The 17,749-nt window shown below is 56.8% G+C and carries 19 protein-coding genes; 2 read left to right on the top strand and 17 right to left on the bottom strand.

All coding sequences use genetic code 11. From position 1 onward, the window contains the following. The first annotated feature begins 16 nt into the window (after nt 1-16). Complete coding sequence (locus AC2FGC_RS13320; RefSeq protein ID WP_496740481.1) at nt 17-250, top strand: DUF1289 domain-containing protein; 234 nt, start codon at nt 17-19, stop codon at nt 248-250. A 267-nt stretch (nt 251-517) separates the two neighbouring features. On the opposite strand, the gene AC2FGC_RS13315 is transcribed toward AC2FGC_RS13320, so the two are convergent. The 11 genes from AC2FGC_RS13315 to AC2FGC_RS13265 all read right to left on the bottom strand — a co-directional run bounded on the left by AC2FGC_RS13315 (nt 518) and on the right by AC2FGC_RS13265 (nt 11,644). Beyond that, the gene (locus AC2FGC_RS13315) at nt 518-1,246 is read right to left on the bottom strand and encodes a SpoIIAA family protein (RefSeq protein ID WP_496782593.1); all 729 of its coding nucleotides are present in this window, start codon (nt 1,244-1,246) and stop codon (nt 518-520) included. A gap of 33 nt (nt 1,247-1,279) precedes the next feature. After that, nucleotides 1,280-2,032 carry a hypothetical protein gene (locus AC2FGC_RS13310; RefSeq protein ID WP_496782667.1) on the bottom strand — a complete coding sequence of 251 codons (753 nt, stop codon included), beginning with the start codon at nt 2,030-2,032 and terminating at the stop codon, nt 1,280-1,282. Between the two features lie 26 nt (nt 2,033-2,058). Then, nucleotides 2,059-2,883 carry a sulfite exporter TauE/SafE family protein gene (locus AC2FGC_RS13305; RefSeq protein WP_496766921.1) on the bottom strand — a complete coding sequence of 275 codons (825 nt, stop codon included), beginning with the start codon at nt 2,881-2,883 and terminating at the stop codon, nt 2,059-2,061. A gap of 40 nt (nt 2,884-2,923) precedes the next feature. Beyond that, complete coding sequence (dusA, locus tag AC2FGC_RS13300; protein ID WP_496723560.1) at nt 2,924-3,961, bottom strand: tRNA dihydrouridine(20/20a) synthase DusA; 1,038 nt, start codon at nt 3,959-3,961, stop codon at nt 2,924-2,926. Between the two features lie 185 nt (nt 3,962-4,146). Then, entirely contained in the window at nt 4,147-4,593 is a 447-nt protein-coding gene (locus tag AC2FGC_RS13295) for a phasin family protein (RefSeq protein ID WP_496723562.1), read from the bottom strand. Nucleotides 4,594-5,412: 819 nt separating this feature from the next. Then, on the bottom strand, nt 5,413-5,685 hold the full coding sequence (locus tag AC2FGC_RS13290; RefSeq protein ID WP_496782665.1) for an IS66 family transposase: 273 nt from the start codon (nt 5,683-5,685) through the stop codon (nt 5,413-5,415). Nucleotides 5,686-6,014: 329 nt separating this feature from the next. Further along, nucleotides 6,015-6,206, bottom strand: coding sequence for an IS66 family transposase zinc-finger binding domain-containing protein (locus tag AC2FGC_RS13285; protein WP_496723865.1), 192 nt, complete (start codon nt 6,204-6,206; stop codon nt 6,015-6,017). A 401-nt stretch (nt 6,207-6,607) separates the two neighbouring features. Beyond that, nucleotides 6,608-6,733: an IS66 family insertion sequence element accessory protein TnpB gene (gene tnpB / locus AC2FGC_RS13280; protein WP_496782591.1), complete on the bottom strand. Its 126-nt coding sequence runs from the start codon at nt 6,731-6,733 to the stop codon at nt 6,608-6,610. Nucleotides 6,734-7,215: 482 nt separating this feature from the next. Further along, nucleotides 7,216-8,403: an alpha-hydroxy acid oxidase gene (locus tag AC2FGC_RS13275; RefSeq protein ID WP_496782588.1), complete on the bottom strand. Its 1,188-nt coding sequence runs from the start codon at nt 8,401-8,403 to the stop codon at nt 7,216-7,218. A gap of 12 nt (nt 8,404-8,415) precedes the next feature. After that, nucleotides 8,416-10,479: a TRAP transporter large permease subunit gene (locus AC2FGC_RS13270; RefSeq protein WP_496723565.1), complete on the bottom strand. Its 2,064-nt coding sequence runs from the start codon at nt 10,477-10,479 to the stop codon at nt 8,416-8,418. Nucleotides 10,480-10,594: 115 nt separating this feature from the next. Then, on the bottom strand, nt 10,595-11,644 hold the full coding sequence (locus AC2FGC_RS13265) for a TRAP transporter substrate-binding protein (protein WP_496723567.1): 1,050 nt from the start codon (nt 11,642-11,644) through the stop codon (nt 10,595-10,597). Nucleotides 11,645-11,994: 350 nt separating this feature from the next. Here AC2FGC_RS13265 and AC2FGC_RS13260 point away from each other — a divergent pair, with 350 nt between their 5' ends. Beyond that, nucleotides 11,995-12,777: a FadR/GntR family transcriptional regulator gene (locus tag AC2FGC_RS13260; RefSeq protein ID WP_496723569.1), complete on the top strand. Its 783-nt coding sequence runs from the start codon at nt 11,995-11,997 to the stop codon at nt 12,775-12,777. A gap of 20 nt (nt 12,778-12,797) precedes the next feature. On the opposite strand, the gene AC2FGC_RS13255 is transcribed toward AC2FGC_RS13260, so the two are convergent. The 6 genes from AC2FGC_RS13255 to AC2FGC_RS13230 are packed head-to-tail and all read right to left on the bottom strand — an operon-like array spanning nt 12,798 to nt 17,530. Next, complete coding sequence (locus tag AC2FGC_RS13255; protein ID WP_496782587.1) at nt 12,798-13,610, bottom strand: energy transducer TonB; 813 nt, start codon at nt 13,608-13,610, stop codon at nt 12,798-12,800. Next, a complete protein-coding gene (locus tag AC2FGC_RS13250) occupies nt 13,607-14,002 on the bottom strand; it encodes an ExbD/TolR family protein (protein WP_496782585.1) in 396 nt (131 codons plus the stop codon). The genes AC2FGC_RS13255 and AC2FGC_RS13250 overlap by 4 nt, the downstream gene beginning before the upstream one ends. Continuing rightward, nucleotides 13,999-14,328 carry a biopolymer transporter ExbD gene (locus AC2FGC_RS13245; protein WP_496723575.1) on the bottom strand — a complete coding sequence of 110 codons (330 nt, stop codon included), beginning with the start codon at nt 14,326-14,328 and terminating at the stop codon, nt 13,999-14,001. The genes AC2FGC_RS13250 and AC2FGC_RS13245 overlap by 4 nt, the downstream gene beginning before the upstream one ends. A gap of 31 nt (nt 14,329-14,359) precedes the next feature. Further along, nucleotides 14,360-15,004, bottom strand: a complete 645-nt coding sequence (locus tag AC2FGC_RS13240) for a MotA/TolQ/ExbB proton channel family protein (RefSeq protein WP_496782583.1) — start codon at nt 15,002-15,004, stop codon at nt 14,360-14,362. Between the two features lie 28 nt (nt 15,005-15,032). Further along, nucleotides 15,033-15,479, bottom strand: a complete 447-nt coding sequence (locus AC2FGC_RS13235) for a hypothetical protein (RefSeq protein ID WP_496723579.1) — start codon at nt 15,477-15,479, stop codon at nt 15,033-15,035. Between the two features lie 20 nt (nt 15,480-15,499). Continuing rightward, the gene (locus AC2FGC_RS13230) at nt 15,500-17,530 is read right to left on the bottom strand and encodes a TonB-dependent receptor domain-containing protein (protein ID WP_496782581.1); all 2,031 of its coding nucleotides are present in this window, start codon (nt 17,528-17,530) and stop codon (nt 15,500-15,502) included. Nucleotides 17,531-17,749: the final 219 nt, after the last annotated feature.

Below are 17,749 nucleotides of genomic sequence, written 5' to 3'. Positions count from 1 at the left end.
GCGACGGGGTGCACCGATGACAAACATGGTCTGGAAAAGGAACGAGGTCGAAAGCCCTTGCATCCAGATATGCGTCGTGCACCCGACCGAGCGCATCTGTACTGGTTGCTATCGCACCATTGATGAGATCACACGCTGGTCGAAAATGGGCAGCGATGAACGTGCTGAGATCATGGAAGATCTGCCCGCGCGCAAGCCACGCCTCGCCAAACGGCGCGGCGGACGCGCGGCGCGCATGAACAAATCCTGATATCCACTTCTGGCTTTTAGGCTGAGTTCGCGCTGCTGCGGGTTGGTCTGAACTCCGAGGGGGGATCAAGTTCGAAGACATGCGTAAGTGAGTGGCAACCCACAGCAGCGCCTTTCAGCAAAATGGTCTTCCGACGTGGTCAGGCGGAAGAACGATTCAGGTTTAAGCGTTTTTTGACCGACCGATCAAGAAAAATTGAACGGTCGGTAAATTAACCTTACGTAATGGTAAAGTAAGGCGAGAACTGGCGCCGTGATCAGCATCGCCCTACCCCGCCGCAAGCCAGGATTTTGCGTTTTCGAAATCCTCAGAAGGGAAGAACTGCGTGCGGGCACCCAGAACGTGACTGGCGACACGCTGCGCCATATGTTGCCACGCTTTGTCCCCCACTATGGCGGCGCGATCCAGCATTCCCACATGCCCTCGGGCCAAGCGGAAATGTGCGGCCAGTGCGGTCAGCCCCTGCCAGCCGTCAAACTCGCGCAGGTCGATCAACAGACGGAACCCGTTCTTTGAACTCAGCAAGGTATCCAGATCACGCTCAGCCTGTTGGTATTCTTCGGGGTCCAGTTTGCCCATCAGGCTGATCTGCACGCAGGGTCCGCCCAAATCGGTCACGTGGATGGCCCCCAGAGACTCGCGCATCCAACGGCGCGCGGCCTCAAGTTCCGAAAGTTCAAACACATGAACGGGGCATGGCAGGATCGGCGCGGCCAGACGGATGCTTGTCTGTACCCAGCCCTGATCAGCCGCAACTGCGATACGGTCAAACCCGCGCCAGTGGCTGAGACCCAGCTTGGTATCGGACCACGCGGCCCCAAGATCATAGCCTTTGAACTCTGGCTGCACGATTGCCAGCAGACGCACCGCATCATGCGCCTCAAGCGCCGCTTCGATCGCGGGGACCAATGTCTCGCTGTAGTCTTTGCTTGTCACTTCGCCGGACAGCTCGACCTCGATCTGGGCCCCATCAGAATCCGTGTGAACCGTAATCATCGAAAATCTCCAAACCTGAATAATGGCAACAGGTTAGGGGGATTCGATCCACTCGGCTACTCCCCCGGCGCATTCGGGGCGAAAATAGGCGATCATCCGTCCATCCGGGCCAGCGGTCGCCGCCTCGGCCCAAGGCGCAACGCCGTGCAGGCAGTGGCGATGCAGCAGATAGGCCTCACCCGGTTTTGCTGGCAGCTCGATCCGGGGGCAGGTCTCAAACACCTCGCGACGGGCCGCCTGATATATTTCGGTTACGTCGATCAAGTGGAGGCTGTCCTTGGGTTGGACTTTCATCACTTGTGCGAATGCAGCCCCCAGTATCTTGTGGCTGCCTTCCCACAGAACCATCGGCGCGGCATCCGCGCTGGCCTCGGTCAGCGGGATGCCAAGAATCCATGCGTGCGGCTCATCTACCCGGCGTCGACGATCCGGCCCCATGGGGCGCAATCCATCCACATGCGCCGCATCACGGTTCCGCCGGTATCTGGTGGCCGCTTCACCCTCGCCGCGACGTGGGCGGGGGTAACCGGGATAAACGACCGAGACCTGCCCTTTGTGTAGTGGCAACCGCCCATAGTGCTCAGAGATAAAATCCATGGCCTGACCCGACAAAACGTCCGATCGCGCCACCCTGCCCTCTGGATCATTGTCCAGTGCGTCCACGCCGATGAACCACGTGCCTTCGCAATCCAACCATTCCGCAAAGGCCGGATCGGTAATCGAGGCTCGCGCCCGCGGCAAAGCATGTTCAACCCATTGGGCAAGCGTCGGGTCGTGCGGAAACATGATCCAACCTTTGTTCCAAAAATCGGTCACAGCCCCAGCGCCTTACGCAGCATATTCAAGGCAACCAGCGTTAGGAAAACCGCGAACACTCGCTTCAACGGCTTGGGATCCATCGCATGCGCCAGCTTTACGCCCCAGGGCGCAGTGATCATCGTCATGGCTACAACAATTGCAAAAGCGATCAGGTTGACCGCGCCGATTGTGTACGGAGGGCGGTGTTCAGGCGCGATGTCCAGGAACAGGAAGCCCAAAACCGAAGGCACCGCGATGATCACGCCAAACCCGGCCGCCGTTGCAACCGCCCGATGAATGGGCGTGTTGAACAGGCTCATCAGCGGCACGCCAAAGCTGCCGCCGCCGATGCCCATAAGAACGGATAAAAACCCGACCGAGGGCGACAAAACGGCCCGCTTTACGCCTTTTGGCATCGCATCGCCAAGCCGCCATTCTGATTTGCCCAAACCCAGATATGCGCCAATGACCATACCCAACACGCCGAACAACGCCTGCAACGCCTCGGTTCGCAGTGCCGAAGCGACCAGCACACCGACAATGGCACCCACTGCAATTCCCGGCCCCCAACCGCGCAGGATATCCCAGTCCACCGCGCCTTTCTTGTTATGCGCCAGGACGGATCGTAGTGATGTGACGATGATGGTTGCCAGCGAGGTCGCAAGACACAGCTGCATCAACTGTGGGCCGCCATATCCAAGTGTTTGGAACGCATAGAAAAACGCGGGCACCAAAACGATGCCGCCGCCGACACCCAGCAAGCCAGCCAAGACACCGGCCAGCGCCCCGATTACAAGCAAAAGGCCCAACATCTGGGCCAGTAACATCGTCTCGGGCATCATCCCCCCAAACCGGCCATTTGGCCGTATTCCGTTCTCGTCAAACCTCTGCCAAAGGCGCGATACTGTCCAGAGCTTGCAGCATCACTTCGGGGCCTGCCCCGTCGTGGACCGCGCCCTCGGAAAGGGCTCGACGCCACGCGCGCGCGCCGGGACGTCCGGCAAACAGGCCCAGCATGTGACGCGTGATCTGGTGCAGACGCCCGCCCCCGGCAAGGTGGTTTTCGACATAGGGCACCATTTTGTGAACGACATCAATCGGATCAGCCACCTGACCGCCGCCAAAAATCAAGGCATCCGCCTCGGCCAGAATATCCGTGGGTTGATGATAGGCCGCGCGGCCGATCATAACCCCGTCCAATCCGGCATCCAGTTGCGCTTTCGCCTGATTCAAAGACGTGATACCGCCATTGATTGAGATATGCAGGTCCGGGAACGCCCCCTTCATCCGGTGCACAAGATCATAGTCCAAGGGCGGGATATCCCTATTTTCCTTAGGGCTAAGCCCTTGCAGCCAAGCCTTGCGCGCGTGGATTGTCACACGCTGGCATCCGGCCTCATGAATGGCCTGCAGAAACTCAGGCAGGACCTGTTCCGGATCCTGATCATCAACCCCAATACGGCATTTGACAGTGACTTCAACATCAACCGCATCGCGCATCGCGGCAACGCAGTCGGCAACACGGACGGGGTCCTTCATCAACACGGCCCCGAAAGTGCCCGATTGCACCCGATCCGAGGGGCAACCACAATTCAGGTTGATCTCATCATACCCCGCTTGCGCGCCCAACCGGGCCGCCTGCGACACTTCCTCTGGGTCTGAACTGCCCAATTGCAGCGCGACGGGGTGTTCCTGCGAACTGAAGTCCAACAAATGCAATGCGCCACCCCGCACCAACGCCGGGGCGGTTACCATTTCCGTGTAAAGAAGTGTCTGCTGACTGAGCAGTCGGTGCACAAATCGGCAATGCCGGTCTGTCCAATCCATCATCGGCGCAACCGACAGCCTCGCGGCCTTGGTGACAAGGCCTTTGGAAGCCGGTTGGCGCTGCGAAACAGGGTTTGACGGTGCGGTCATGGATGGGTCTCGGTGTACACTGAATAGGTGGCTTACTGTACCGGACGGCGTTTCGCAACCAAGGGCGCTGTGGTCAAGACGCGTACCTAAAAGGCACTCCAGCACAAAAAGAAAGGGCAGGTCTTTCGACCTGCCCTGCGCGATTGCACCGATTGGGAAGAGTGGGTGCGCCTCGCGGCGTTTGCTTACTTGGCAGCAGCGGCTTTCTTGGCAGCTGCTGTCACGTCGTTGGTGGCTTTTTTGACGGCCGCGGTTGTGTCTTCGGCGACGTCTTTGCCAGCTGCCATCAGCAGCTCAACGGTTTCGGACTGAACTTTTTTCGCGATCTCTGCGAAGGCTGCCATGTTTTCAGCTGCAACTTCAGCCGATGCGCTGGCGAAGTCGGTGGCCGCTTTGGCGTAATCTGCAGGCTCTGCCTTGGCTTTCGACATCTCGGTCAGCTTGGCCAGGGTGTCCTTGGTCCATTTGTTCGAGATCTCAGCCGACTTTTCAGCCGCTTCCAGTGCAACACCCGACAGCTTTTCGTTCAGCGTCGCGGTCGATTTGAAAGCACCTTCCAGAGCGGTGGTGTCAACGGGGAACGCGCCCATAACGTCTTTCAGGGTCGCGGTGAAATCTTGCGTCTTTGCCATTGTTCTAAATCCTTTTGCCGAACCGGGCCCACCCCGGTTTTCATCAGCTTGAGGACAATATGGATGCCGCACCGCAGCATTGCAAGAGTTTTATTGCTGCACTGCGGAATTCTTCCACGAAATACCTTAAAATCAACCGCTTACCTTAACCTGCACATAGGTCACCGACGCCGGCTAAACGTGTCCGCCCTGTGAGCCCAACCGTTCTATTACATTTTAGGAACGCGGCACACGGGACTACGGCAACACCTGGTTTTTCGGTTGGGCGCTAGCCACCTCATGACGAATTTGAGGAGGTTGGTTTGCCTGTCGTCCTGCTTATGATCCTAAAGAATGAATTGAGATGAGGAACCGGGCTGAAGCCATCCGTGGTAACACCAAAGTTAATTTCACCCTAAAAATGGTATTCCCAACACAAGCCGGGTTCAGTCAGAGTACGCAGGGCCAAGTTCTCCTGGTCCAAGATGCGTGTTGCGTTTTCTTAATTTCAGCACCCTCAGCCTCAATCGAAATAGCGTCGAGCGATCTGGCTCACATTGATGTTTTACGGAGATGGTATGGACCGACCATTGTCATTGTGGATTTCACCTCTTGTTCGCCTGATCCGCCCAAATGGATTTCGTTGGGAACGAAACTGCGATTGTTGTCCACAACGCGGCCGATCTGGATGCAGGTATCTCTATGATCATCATGGTTTGAGCATAGGATGTATCCATGCCGCAAGGACAACGCGTATGCGTTGAAAACAAAACAGGCTGCAATGATGCACAAACAAACACCGAATGGTTACTTAAGCGATCCGACCCGCGCCTCTTTTTTTCATGACGTAGTGCTTCGCAATACGGCGGATGGCTTTCTTGGCAATTGCCGAACCCTGTGCAGCATAAATCCGATGAACTTTTGCCGGACGTGCACCATCCAGGCCACCTCGCGGGCTTTATTTTCTTCGAACATCTCATTGCAGCCCGAATAGACGTCCGCGTGAATCCAACCCTTGTATCCGGATAGATGACTAATGGATTTCTCCCCCCTCCGGTCGACAGAAAACTGATACCAAGGACGTAGTGGAGCCCGTCCAGCAAAGCTGGACAGATTGTCAGATTGTGCATCTTTGGCGCACAGACCCGACCACGGTCGTTCATCCCGAACCTAGGTCCAGACTAACGCGGTTCTGGTCTTTTTCTGACCAAGCGCCCGCGTCTTCAGCGCCATATCATCAGCAAAAACAGCCTCACCCTGTGACACCATAGGCTCGTATGGCATCTGCCAGTGGTTCCAGCACGGCAATGGACTGGCCCACCCAGTCGGTCAGGATCGAGCGTTCCAGATCGATACCATCGTGGTATTAATTCTGGGTAGAGTGGAAGGTAGTCCGCATACTTTGAGGCCAGTATATGGGCCGACAAGCCTGGCCCTGATCGCTAGCGTTCTATCGGGTGCGAGTGAGGTGCGGATTGAATAAAAGCCTCACAATCCGGACAAGCCTTGCCGGGCCAGACGCTACAGTTCACGACAAACCGGCCCGAAACATATTCCAGTTCTTCGGTCACATCTTCGCCCAGAGACTTCAGTATTCGGCCACAATGCGTGCATTCCTTCCCTAGCGAAAGGATCTACTGCTGCCGATCTAGATGCTCAGGAAACGGTTTGCGGCTGTGTTGCCGGGTGGGCTTGCTTTCTTCAACATTAGGCGTGAGATCAGCCTGTACCTTGGCTCACGTTGAAATCTGTTTATCTTCTTCGAACGAAAGTTAGCGCTGAATCAGGTTCTCCAAATTGACCCGTAGCGATGCCGGTTGTGGCCAGTCAGTTGTTGCTGGAGCTTCTCTATCGCCAACGCCTGAGAGTTGACCTCGGCCGCCAGCAGCACTTTGGTTCGGCAGGGTCATCGGATCCAATGTCTAGGTCGTTCGGCATCGCTGATCTTGTGTTAGATCGGCGAAGCCAGGTGGATCCTGAAAGGGACAAAAGACCCATGTTTATTGATCTATTCCATGCTGAGCCTCGGTCAGGTCTATTGCGGCAGCCGCCAGTCGATGCCCTCCAACAACATCGACAAGTGCGCAAGCGTCACGCTGATCTTGCCATCCTTCACTACGGACCACGCAAATCGGCCTTTCTCCAGCCGCTTAGAGAACAAGGGCCCTAGCTGATATCACCAGATGATCTTCAGAAAATGGCCACAACGGCCTCCGGAACCAATCGCCGCTGGCAAAAAGGTCGGCTGTACCAAAAGCATTAGGTTGAGATCGCCGGACAGGTACAGCTGAACGGAGGTACAAGCCGGCATAAGATCAACCAACGAGCAACCAAAAATTGTTGCAATCCCCAACCCACGAGCATCATCACAGACTGTGGTATGTTTCCCACTGGATCAGCCAGCTTTCCCAAAACAAACAACGTATCATCCTGGAGGCTGACGATTTGGCACCCGTTGTTCGGTGGCGACACAGGCCTGCAGTACATTCCACTGCTCCAGCAGGGTACCGGGTAGAACAACGCTCAGCGCCTAACCCTCAACCGTTGTGAATCCTTGGCGGAACGGTTCGGTCGCGCCTGCGTCTGTTGAGACATAGCGCGGGCCAACGATGGCGCGGAAGTTGGCGATGAGGGCTTTATTGGTCATGCCGCGTTCCGCTGCACTTTGCCCAGATCCGTCGCTGGTTCACGGACGCGCAGGTTACCGCGCGTCAGTTGATCGATCCGCGTAACGCCCATCAGCTTCATATCGCGCTCGATCTCAGCCCGCATCAATCCCAACGCCCGTTCGACACCCGGTTGGCCAGCGGCGGCCAACGGATACAGATAGTGCCGCCCTACCCCGACCGCCTTGGCGCCCAGCGACAACGCCTTGAGCACATGGGTCCCGCGCTGAATTCCGCTGTCCATCATCACGTCCACACGGTCGCCGACCGCATCGACGATTTCGGCCAACTGGTCAAACGGGGTGCGCGAGCCGTCCAACTGTCGACCGCCATGGTTTGAAAGGATGATTCCGGTACACCCGATCTCAGCCGCGCGGCGTGCGTCCTCGACTGTCATGATACCTTTAAGGCAGAACTGGCCATCCCACTCACGCACCATCTCGGCCACATCATCCCAGTCCATCGACGGGTCCAGCATATCGGTGAAATAGCCGCCGATCGAGCTGGCACCGCCACCCATATCCACATGTTCATCCAGCTGCGGCAGGCGGAACTTTTCATGCGTGACATAATTGATGCCCCACATCGGTTTGACCGCGAATTGGATCATCCCACCCAGAGTCAGGCGGAATGGGATCGAGAATCCCGTTCGCAAGTCACGTTCACGATTGCCGCCGGTAATGCTGTCGACGGTCAGCATCATGACCTCGACGCCCGCCTCTTTGGCGCGCTGCATCATGGCAGAGTTCAGGCCGCGATCCTTGTGGAAGTAGAACTGATAGACCTGCGGGTTCTTATGCTTCTGGCGCAATTCTTCTAGCGAAACAGTGCCCAGCGACGACACACCAAACATGGTCCCGAATCTCTCGGCCGCCGCGGCCACTGCACGCTCCCCCTGATGGTGGAACAACCGTTGCAGCGCAGTCGGCGAGCAATAGACCGGCATATCCAGCTTTTGGCCCATGACAGTGACGGACATGTCCACTTCTTTCACCCCGCGCAGAACGGAGGGCAACAGATCACATCGTTCAAACGTCCGGGTGTTTTCGCGATACGTCACCTCATCGTCCGCGCCGCCGTCGATGTAGTTAAAGATCGGCCCCGGCAGGCGGCGCTTGGCCAGCCTGCGGAAGTCCTGGAAGTTATGGCAGTCCTTCAGGCGCATGTCTCTTCCTCCTTAATAGGCGACAGATGGCAACCAGGTGGCAAGCGTGGGCCACAGGAAGACAAGCGCCAGCCCGGTCAATTGCAGTAAGACAAACGGAATGATGCCCTTGTAGATATGGGTCAGTTTTATCTCGGGCGGGCAGACGCCCTTGAGATAGAACAACGCGAAACCAACAGGCGGCGTCAGAAAGCTGGTTTGCAGCGTCACCGCCACCAGAATGACGAACCACACCAAGGCTGGTTCATCCAGAACACCGAAACCTGGGATGTCGATGCCCAGCCCATTTACGATGGGGCGCATCAGGGGCAGCACGATCAGCGTGATCTCGATCCAGTCCAGCACAAAGCCCAGCAGGAAGACGATGAACAGGATGAAAAGGATCGTGCCATTGGCCCCAAAGCCGGTGGACTGCACGACATGTTCAATCAACTCATCCCCACCGAGTTCCCGCAGGACATAAGAGAATACGGTCGCTCCCAGGAAGATCGCAAAGATGTAGGCGGTGGTGTTGAAAGTCGATACCAATACGTTCCAAAGCTTGGCGAACGTCAATTTGCGATACCCCAGCGCCAACAGCGTCGCGCCCAGCGCACCGATCCCCGAGGCTTCGGTCGGTGTCGTCAAACCGGCAAAGATTGAACCCAGAACCGCGAGGATCAGCAATAGCGTCGGTATGACTGCGATCAGAACGTCCTTCACGGCGGCCCAGTCTGGGGCCGTTGCGCCCTCGGGCACAGGAGCCGCATCGCGGTTCACCAATGCCAGGATGAAGATGTAAGTCAGGTACAGGCCACCGATGATGACGCCCGGGAAGACCGCAGCCATGAACAGATCGCCCACAGACAAAGCCATCTGGTCTGCCATGATCACCAGCATGATTGACGGCGGGATCAGGATGCCCAGCGTGCCAGAGGCTGAAACCACCCCAGCGGCCAAGGTGGGCTGATACTTCTGCTGCATCATTGACGGCAGTGACAGAACGCCCAGCAGCACAACGGAAGCACCGATGATGCCCGTAGAGGCTGCCAGAATGATCCCGATTAGCGTGACCGTGATCGCCAGACCGCCACGCACGGTGCCAAACAGGCGCTGCATCGAAGACATCAGACGTTCGGCTACGCCGCTTTCGTCCAGCATCAGGCCCATGAAGATGAACATCGGCAGGGCCACCAGAACTGCGTTGGACATGGTCGCATAGACACGGTTTACCACTGCGCCAAGCGTCAGGTAATCCAGCCCGGTGAACGTGCTCTCAAGCCCCGTCCACAGCATCAAGTCGTTGTCAAAAAGATAGGCCAGCCCGCAATATGCAACGCCGACCCCGGCCAACACCCAGGCCACAGGATATCCGGTAAATAGCAGCGCAATGAATGTCAGGAACATTGCGATGACCAGTTTTTCCTCGGTCGTTTCGACCAGAAAAGTCAGGCCAACGCAGACAGCTGCGAATACAGCAAGGACCAGCAGAATGCGACGCAGCGATGCGCCATCGCGCTCTGATGCCGGTCCGTACATCAACGCGTGCCCATCATGGATCAGCCGCGCCATCGCAGCCAAGCCCAGCAGAACAAAACTGATCGGAATGACCGCCTTGAAGGCCCAGCGCGCAGGCAGACCAGTGGGGCTGTCCGAGCGCTCGCTAACGCGGAAGCTTTCGTAAAAATAGTCGTACCCCTGATCGATCATCAGATAGATGAACGGAGTCAGCAGGGTCAGGATGCCGGTCACTTCTATCACTCGCTGCGCGCGACGGGACAGTTGCATGTGCAAAACGTCAACGCGCACATGGCTGTCTGTGATCAAGGCATAGGATATGCCGATCATCGTGACGATGCCGTAAAAGTGCCACTGGATCTCGTCCAGTTTGGGATAGTTCTGGCTGAACAGATAGCGCAGCGAGACCTGACTGAAAATCGCGGCCATCAACAGGACATTGGCCCACATCACTACGTGCCCAACGGCTTTGACACCTGTATCAATAGCAACGGCGATCTTCTGACGGTCGGTGTCGGGATGTTCCAGGATGCCTTCATAGGCTTCGACTGGATCACTTAGGGTCTTTTGCGTGGCCATGGGTAATCCTCGCTCAGTTGACCGGCGCGAGCGCGGTCAAGGGAATGCAGGTATAAAATCCTGATGGAGTCCGAGGCGGAGGAGCCCGCCGCCCCGGACGCGTCAGTAAGTCAGATTACTGACGGGGGAGGAACGCATTGGTTTTCCACAGGTCGTAACCGTCGCGGAATTCGTTCAGATCGGCCAGAACCTTGGCAAAGAAGGCATCGTTGGCGGCCTCTTCGGCAGCAACGTCTTCCCAGGTCGCTTGGAAAGTATCCAGCATCTCGGGCGACCACTGCTTGATGGTGACGCCGTTGTTTTCAACGTTGTCGATCAGGGCTGCGTGCTGAATGGCCTCACCTTCGGCAAAGCTGTCAGCCATCGATGCCTTACAGGCGTTTTCGATGATCGCCTTGTGCTGCTCGCTGGTTTCGTTCCAGACGTCCTTGTTGATCATCAACTCGAACACGGTCGCCTGCTGGTGCCAACCGGGGAAATAGTTGAACTTGACCAGTTTGTGAAAGCCAAGACGCGCGTCGATGGCAGGCATCGAGAATTCAGTCGCATCAATGGCGCCTTTTTCCAGCGCGGGGAAGATTTCACCACCCGGCAGCAGCGAGGTCGCCACGCCCAGTTTCTGCATGACTTTGCCGCCCAGTCCGAAGAAGCGCATCTTGAGGCCACTCAGATCTTCAGGGGAGTTGATCTCGGTCGCGAACCAGCCGGACGTTTCAGGGGCGATAACCGCGCAGGGGATGACGTGGACGTTGTATCCCGCCTGATCATACATCTCTTGGTACAGCGACATTCCGTTGCCGTAATACAGCCACGCCATGTATTCGCCCGCCTCAGGGCCAAACGGAACCGCCGAGAACAGCGGCGCAGCCGGGATTTTACCTGCCCAGTAACCAGCAGTGGTGTAGCCCGAGTTAATCTTGCCGGTCGACACGGCATCCAGAATTTCGAACGGCGGGACCAGTTTGCCCGGCTCATAGACCTTCATCTTCAGTGTGCCGCCAGACATCAGGTCAAGCTGCTCGGCAACACGAGGGATCGGGGAACCCAGCCCTGGAAGCTCGGTCGAGAACGCAATCGGGGTTTTCAGCAGCAGTTTGTCAGCAGCAACCACAGGGGCCGCCATCAGGCTGGCAGCCACGGCAAGGCTCGTCAGGGTCTTTTTCATGAAATCTCCTCCAGGGTCGGTCGGACATGGCGTCCGACGATTTTGTGACGCGAGATCTTCCGGCGCCTAAACTGGTAAATAAAGTTGACCAAACAATTCAGTCAACAACTTTATTTACCAATGGTTCGATTGTTAATTGCCTGAAGACGACCCAGACCGCCTAGACTTAAGAAAGCCGCCGCCGACGGAGTCTGGGCGCGTGCTCCGGCTTTTTTGTTTACTGGTAACCAGTTGCAATCCAAACAATCCGAGAGATTTCTCCACTAAATCAGGCATTGAAAAACATGCACTCAAAGGTTACTTTTATTTACCAGAGGGGTTCTGAATCTTTTTCAGAAGGGTAAACCACGATGAACACGACAGCGATTTTCGAACCGATCGGGCACGAATCACTTTCGGATGCAGTGGTGGCTCAGATTGAAGACCTGATTGCTTCGGGCATTCTCAAGCAGGGTCGCAAGCTGCCATCGGAACGCGATCTGGCGGAAACCCTTCGCGTCTCCCGCCCCAAACTGCGTGAGGCGCTGGCCGTTCTGGAAGAACGCGGACTGGTGACGACACAGCATGGTGAAGGCACATTTGTAGCCGCACTGACGGGCAGCGCCATGCTCCCTGCCCTGTTGGCGCTGTATGAACGCCATGAGCCCGCGTTTTTTGATTATCTCGAGTACCGCCGCGAACAGGAAGGCTTTGCCGCCAAACTCGCTGCGCGACGGGCGACCAAAGCGGATAAGGAACGGATCACGGATATCCTAACCGAGGATGAACGCGCCTGGCACGAGAAGGATGCATTGGCCTCACGCGAAGCTGATTTTGCGCTGCACGCCGCAATTGTGGACGCTAGCCAAAACGCGACGCTCATCCACATGATGGCGTCAATCTACGAGCTCACACGGCAAGGTGTATTCTACAATCGTGATTTTCTGAAGACCATCGACGGCACGGGCAAGCTGTTGATGGAGCAGCATCGCGAACTGGGAATGGCGGTCATCGCAGGCGACGAAGCACGTGCGGAAAAGGCTGCGTATGACCACATCGACTTTGTAGAAGAGTCCTTCAAGCTTGGCATTGAAAGACGCCGCCGTGAGGCAATGGCTGAAAAGCGCCGCCTTCTGTCTGATTCAAAACTCTGATCAAACAGCGCAAGTCGTCCTTATTTTCCAACGATCTCAATCATGTAATCACGACGGGCTGCGGCTGGTGGTGGCTGAAACGGCGCTGCCGCGCGTACCTGGGCAAGTGCCACCTGATCCAGTCGTTTCGACCCCGAGCTGCGTTTGACGGTGACACTGACCAGCGCCCCATTGTCACCAATCCGAAAACTCACCAGCACCGCACCACGAATATTGACGCTCTTTCGTCGGGCACGGGTGATCTTTCGGATCACGTGGCCTCTGTAATTGCTGGCCTCAGCGTTACCCTGCCCGACCGCTACGGAACTTGTCTTTTTGGCCATCGCAGCGCCTTTGCTGGTTTTTCCCGATGCGTTGCCTTTTCTGGCGCTCTTTTCAGAATTGCCAGCCTGCGACGCAACCTGATCGACCTTTTGTTTGGTCGGGTCAGCCGGTTTCACGGCTGGGGTTTTCGCGACGGCTTCGGTCTCTGACGGCGCTGCTTCTTGCGCTTCGGCGGATGCTTGTCGATGGGTCACCGCGACCGCGGCTTTGGTGTTGGCGACAGTATGCTTGATCGCCCCGGGAACTGACGCCCGGGCCTGTGAGGTTGGGCTGACCGCAGTTTGTTGCTGTGTCGGTGCGACGGTCGGTTGATGTGCAGTAGCGGGTGCCGAGGCGGTGGCCCCCGTCACATAGTCCTTGAATGCATCCCCCAGCGCAGCGACCTCGCCCGACCCGCCACCTTCGACAAGCACCGGTTCACCTGCGGAAAAGTCATGCAGGGCAAGAACATGGGTGGCTGCGGCCAGCGCCAAAGCCGCAACAGCTACGCCACGAGATCTGGGTATCATTGCAAACCCCTTTCTGTGACCACGTACACCCTTTTTGCACCCAGCACGCGCAAGTTATCACTGACCTCTTTCAGCCGAACAGCAGGCAAAGCCCGGTCCGGCACAACGCGAACATCATCCAGCGGCAGGTTGATCGACGCGCGTTCCACATACGCCTCAACTCCAGTCAGTTCGGCGCCCCGGTATTCCATTGAACCATCGCTACGAATGACCAACGCATCAGGTGGCTCGCGACCGTCCAGATCACTGGTTTCCACCAGCTTCACCGATTTGCTCAGCGGCGGTGCAAGCGTGCCTGCAATCATGAAAAAGATGAGCATCAGAAAGACGACATTGATCAGTGCGATCGTTGGCTCTCGACCCTGTTTTGCCTTGCGTTTGAGTTGAATCATCCGATCACCTGTGCGCGCAAATGGTCGATGCCTTTCAGCACCGAAAGCAAATCAATCAGCTGTTGCGAAGTCGCGTTCTGTCCAAGACTGATCAACGCGGTCTGAGGCTTATCGGTCGCCATCACCATGGCCATGTCTTCGAACGCGGCAAGCGTGCCATCAACCAAAATACGGTCGGCCTCAAGTTTGACAAAGCGGATTGCCCGGTCAGTTTCCGCTCCTCCGGCAGCGGCAGTGGCAAATTCGATTTCGCCATATTTGGAGAACGTCGACGTCAGCATGAAAAACAGCAACAGCAGAAAGATGACGTCAATCAAGGACGTCATCGACAAGCGCCTGCGCCGTCTTCTGCGGACGTTAAGTGCCATGAGCGAAAACCTGTCGCGGGGTTTGATCAGCCATCGGCGCGTCCTCAGCATAGCCCGGTGCAAACACAGTTCTCAAAGCGCGGTTGGCAAAGGTACGCTCTCGGTTCATGCGCGCCTCGAACCACGTCAGGACCATTGATGTCGGCATAGCGACCGCAAGGCCGGCAGCGGTCGTCAACAGGGCCACCCAAATACCACCGGCCAGCAGCGATGGATCAACAGAATTGCCCGCGCCCTGTAGAGTTTGGAACGCCTCGATCATGCCCAATACGGTCCCGAAAAGCCCCAGAAGCGGCGCAAGTTGGGCGACCATATCCAAGACGTTGAACCCTTGCTCAAGTTGGGCAAACCTCGCTTCGGCCTCGGCGTCGGTACGTTCTGACAAGGTGCGATCCTCTCCAGACAAAGCCATCGCGATCACCGGCGCCAAGTAGCTGCGGCTATTGCCCAGATGCGCCGTTGTCTCGGCAAGGTCCCTGCGATCCCAGGCCTGAATGGCGCGCGAAAGCTCAATATGACGACCGACACCTGCGACGCGAAACTGCCACAGCTTGTACAGAACCAACGAAAGTGTTGCGATTGAGGTCACGATCAGGATGGCAACAACCGGCCCGCCCAATTCCAGAATTTCCATTACTTTTCTTATAACTGCGTCCATAACCTCACCCGATCACTTCCGTTTCAAGGCGACTTGTGAGCGTAAGCCCGGACATGCAGGCATCGGCCATGTCAGATTGTGTCACGCATTCCTGCACACCGTTGATCAGTATTCGGCTGATCTGATCGCAAGCCATGTCGTTGAACTGGAACTGCCGCACACGGGGCTTGCCCGCAGGCAATTCGGCAAAATCAAGTAGTGTCAGAAGGGCCACCTGACCTTCTGCGCCGAAAAGAACGGTCTCATAAACCGCGCCATCGATATCGATGCCATAGGTATTTTCAGCGACAAAGCTCAGCAAACAGCTTTCGCCTTTTGTCTCGGCTCTGCTGAGTTCGATTGATACGCCGCTGGGTTTTTGCGTTTCCTCTGCGCTGGCAATCCCTGCCCCCAACATTGGGAGCAGGGTCAGCAGGACCACCCGAGCATTTCTTTTGATTGTTGTCTGCATGACTGGTCCTTTCGTGTGGATCAGAAGGTTTTGGCCAGGGTCAGCTTGAAGTTCCGGCCCGGTGAGTTGCGGGTCGAAAGGTTCGGCAGATAGTTCTTGTCAAAGATGTTCTCGACGCCTGCGCGAACTTCGAAACCCTGAAACGCGCCGTCCTGCGGCAGATAGGTCGCACGCAGGGTGTTCACGCCATAACCAGCAACCGGATCTCCGCTTGAGTCGGTGCCGGATTTGGCGCCGAACAGCTCCCAGCTGACGTCCAGAGTTTCGCCAAAGCGTTTGCCGACTGTTACACGCGCCGAGTCTGTCGGCTCGTTCCGCCATGGTGAGTCCACGCCAAGCGAGCTGGTTTCAGTCCCTTTGACGATGTTTGCGTTGAAGTCGACATAGTATCCAGCCGCGCTGGCATAAGATGCCTCGATTTCAACGCCCTTGGTTTCAACTTCCTGCAGCGGGCGCGAAGGCCGGCCAGATACGTAAGACGTGATGTCCCACAGATCAGTCTTGTAGAAATTGACCTTGGCGCGAACTACGTCGCCTGCAGCAAAAACATCGCCACGGTTGTACGAGAACCCCGCTTCCCATGTGCGCGATTTTTCAGGCTGCGTCATGTATACTGGCGTGCCCAGATCGTCGATGATTGGCAGGTTTTCGGTGTAGGCACCGCTGCCGAACACGGCAAAGCCGCTGGCAAACTCGTACCGCGCGGACAAACCACCCATCAACGCGTTGTTGTCATAGCTTTCATTGCGCGGAGCCGGTGCATCGCTGTCGCCTTTGATGTCCTGTGTCTCGTACCGGACGGCTGGTGTGATCGTCAGCTGATCGCCGATCTGGATATCGTCCACGGCAAACAGTGCGACACGTCGGTCGGTGCCACCGGGGGCCGAGGGCGCGTCCAGACGCTCGCGATTGATGAATTCGATCCCGGCGCGCAGGTCGTGCGAGGCGACGCCGGTCTGGAAGTAAGACGTATTTTTGATCGTCAGCTTCGTGGTTTCATAGTTGTGCGTCGCGTCGGCCAGTCCACGAATGCTTGGGAAGAATGGCGTTCCTTCCAGGCTTGAGGACCCGGGCACGTAAGAGCTGTCAATCTCCTGCTCCGAGTAGCTGAGGTTTACGTCCAGATCGATCAGGTCATTGCCAGCCGGGCGGTACTGATACCGCAGAATGCCGATTTTCGTTTCGATATCGCGGTCTACGTTGCCAAATGAATCCGATGTCGTGCCGAACGAGTCATACGGAACATCGCGTTCTTCCGACGTCGACTGATTATAGGACGCGGTGATCGAGTGTTCGAGGTCGTCACCAAAGCTGTATTTACCCTTTGCCAGAAGCGACGGCAGCGTGAAGGCACTGTTACCGATCGTATCGCCATTGCCGTCCTTCTGATCGTCCTGATCACGATAGGTGTAGTTGAACAGAAATTCGGTCTGGCGGTTTGGCTGCCAGGCCAGGATGGACGACGAGGCAAAGCCGTTCCCGTTGGAATACCCTTCCAGCGTTTGGCGGAACCGGAAGCCGGGCTCACCGCCGGTGAAATCTGACGCGTCTTTGGTTTCCAACTGAACGACACCGCCAACAACGCCCGAGCCGTATTCGAACGACCCCACAGTGCCGCGAATGACTGAGACGCTTTTGTATAGCTGCGGATCAGTGAACAACTGATTGCCGATCCGATACAGCTCTTCCGCGCCGGTTGTTGCCCCATCGACAAGGATCAGCACTTTCTGGTCGGTCCCAAAGGTGCCGTTGGCACCGAACCCACGGATATTGATCCCCGACCCTTGCGGTGTCGAGCCATTGACCAGCGTCACACCGGGCACCGTGTCAATCAGTTCTGCGACGGTGTTGGCCTGACGGTCGTTGATTTCTTCCTGATCAATATTGGTGACCGGCACGGCAGTATCCGTTTGGATTTCCCGTTTGCTTTCACCCAGTTCCAGCGTGCCCAGGAAGCCTTCATCCTGCTCCTGCGCCGAAGCACCAGCCGCTACCATGCTCAGGCACGACACCGTACCAAGCAAGCCCATCTTTTGAATACGCGAACGCATTTCTGTCCCTTCGAAATTTTAAGAGGACCGGAAATGCTTGCTCCGCGCTGGCTTGGTCAGTCTTTTATGATTTTTGGAATCGCCTTTTTTGGCGACTTGTGCTCGTTAATAAAGTTGACTAAAACAGTCAACATAAATTCCTGGTCGTCCGTACGACCCCCGCCAGCAGTACACCGCGTTCAACGGTGGCCGTGCCAGCCCGACACCCATGACAATCGA

The sequence above is a fragment of the Ruegeria sp. CDSC054 genome (assembly GCF_059610645.1).
This window is presented reverse-complemented; position numbering and strand designations above follow the sequence as displayed.

Coding starts and splice junctions, on each gene's coding strand:
- AC2FGC_RS13275 (WP_496782588.1), bottom strand. CDS start 8,403: ATGCGCCTGAAGGACTGCCATAACTTCCAGGACTTCCGCAGGCTGGCC.
- AC2FGC_RS13235 (WP_496723579.1), bottom strand. CDS start 15,479: ATGCAGACAACAATCAAAAGAAATGCTCGGGTGGTCCTGCTGACCCTG.
- AC2FGC_RS13320 (WP_496740481.1), top strand. CDS start 17: ATGACAAACATGGTCTGGAAAAGGAACGAGGTCGAAAGCCCTTGCATC.
- AC2FGC_RS13240 (WP_496782583.1), bottom strand. CDS start 15,004: ATGGAAATTCTGGAATTGGGCGGGCCGGTTGTTGCCATCCTGATCGTG.
- AC2FGC_RS13250 (WP_496782585.1), bottom strand. CDS start 14,002: ATGATTCAACTCAAACGCAAGGCAAAACAGGGTCGAGAGCCAACGATC.
- AC2FGC_RS13255 (WP_496782587.1), bottom strand. CDS start 13,610: ATGATACCCAGATCTCGTGGCGTAGCTGTTGCGGCTTTGGCGCTGGCC.
- dusA (WP_496723560.1), bottom strand. CDS start 3,961: ATGACCGCACCGTCAAACCCTGTTTCGCAGCGCCAACCGGCTTCCAAA.
- AC2FGC_RS13265 (WP_496723567.1), bottom strand. CDS start 11,644: ATGAAAAAGACCCTGACGAGCCTTGCCGTGGCTGCCAGCCTGATGGCG.
- AC2FGC_RS13315 (WP_496782593.1), bottom strand. CDS start 1,246: ATGATTACGGTTCACACGGATTCTGATGGGGCCCAGATCGAGGTCGAG.
- AC2FGC_RS13230 (WP_496782581.1), bottom strand. CDS start 17,530: ATGCGTTCGCGTATTCAAAAGATGGGCTTGCTTGGTACGGTGTCGTGC.
- AC2FGC_RS13245 (WP_496723575.1), bottom strand. CDS start 14,328: ATGACGTCCTTGATTGACGTCATCTTTCTGCTGTTGCTGTTTTTCATG.
- AC2FGC_RS13260 (WP_496723569.1), top strand. CDS start 11,995: ATGAACACGACAGCGATTTTCGAACCGATCGGGCACGAATCACTTTCG.
- AC2FGC_RS13295 (WP_496723562.1), bottom strand. CDS start 4,593: ATGGCAAAGACGCAAGATTTCACCGCGACCCTGAAAGACGTTATGGGC.
- AC2FGC_RS13305 (WP_496766921.1), bottom strand. CDS start 2,883: ATGCCCGAGACGATGTTACTGGCCCAGATGTTGGGCCTTTTGCTTGTA.
- AC2FGC_RS13270 (WP_496723565.1), bottom strand. CDS start 10,479: ATGGCCACGCAAAAGACCCTAAGTGATCCAGTCGAAGCCTATGAAGGC.
- AC2FGC_RS13310 (WP_496782667.1), bottom strand. CDS start 2,032: ATGTTTCCGCACGACCCGACGCTTGCCCAATGGGTTGAACATGCTTTG.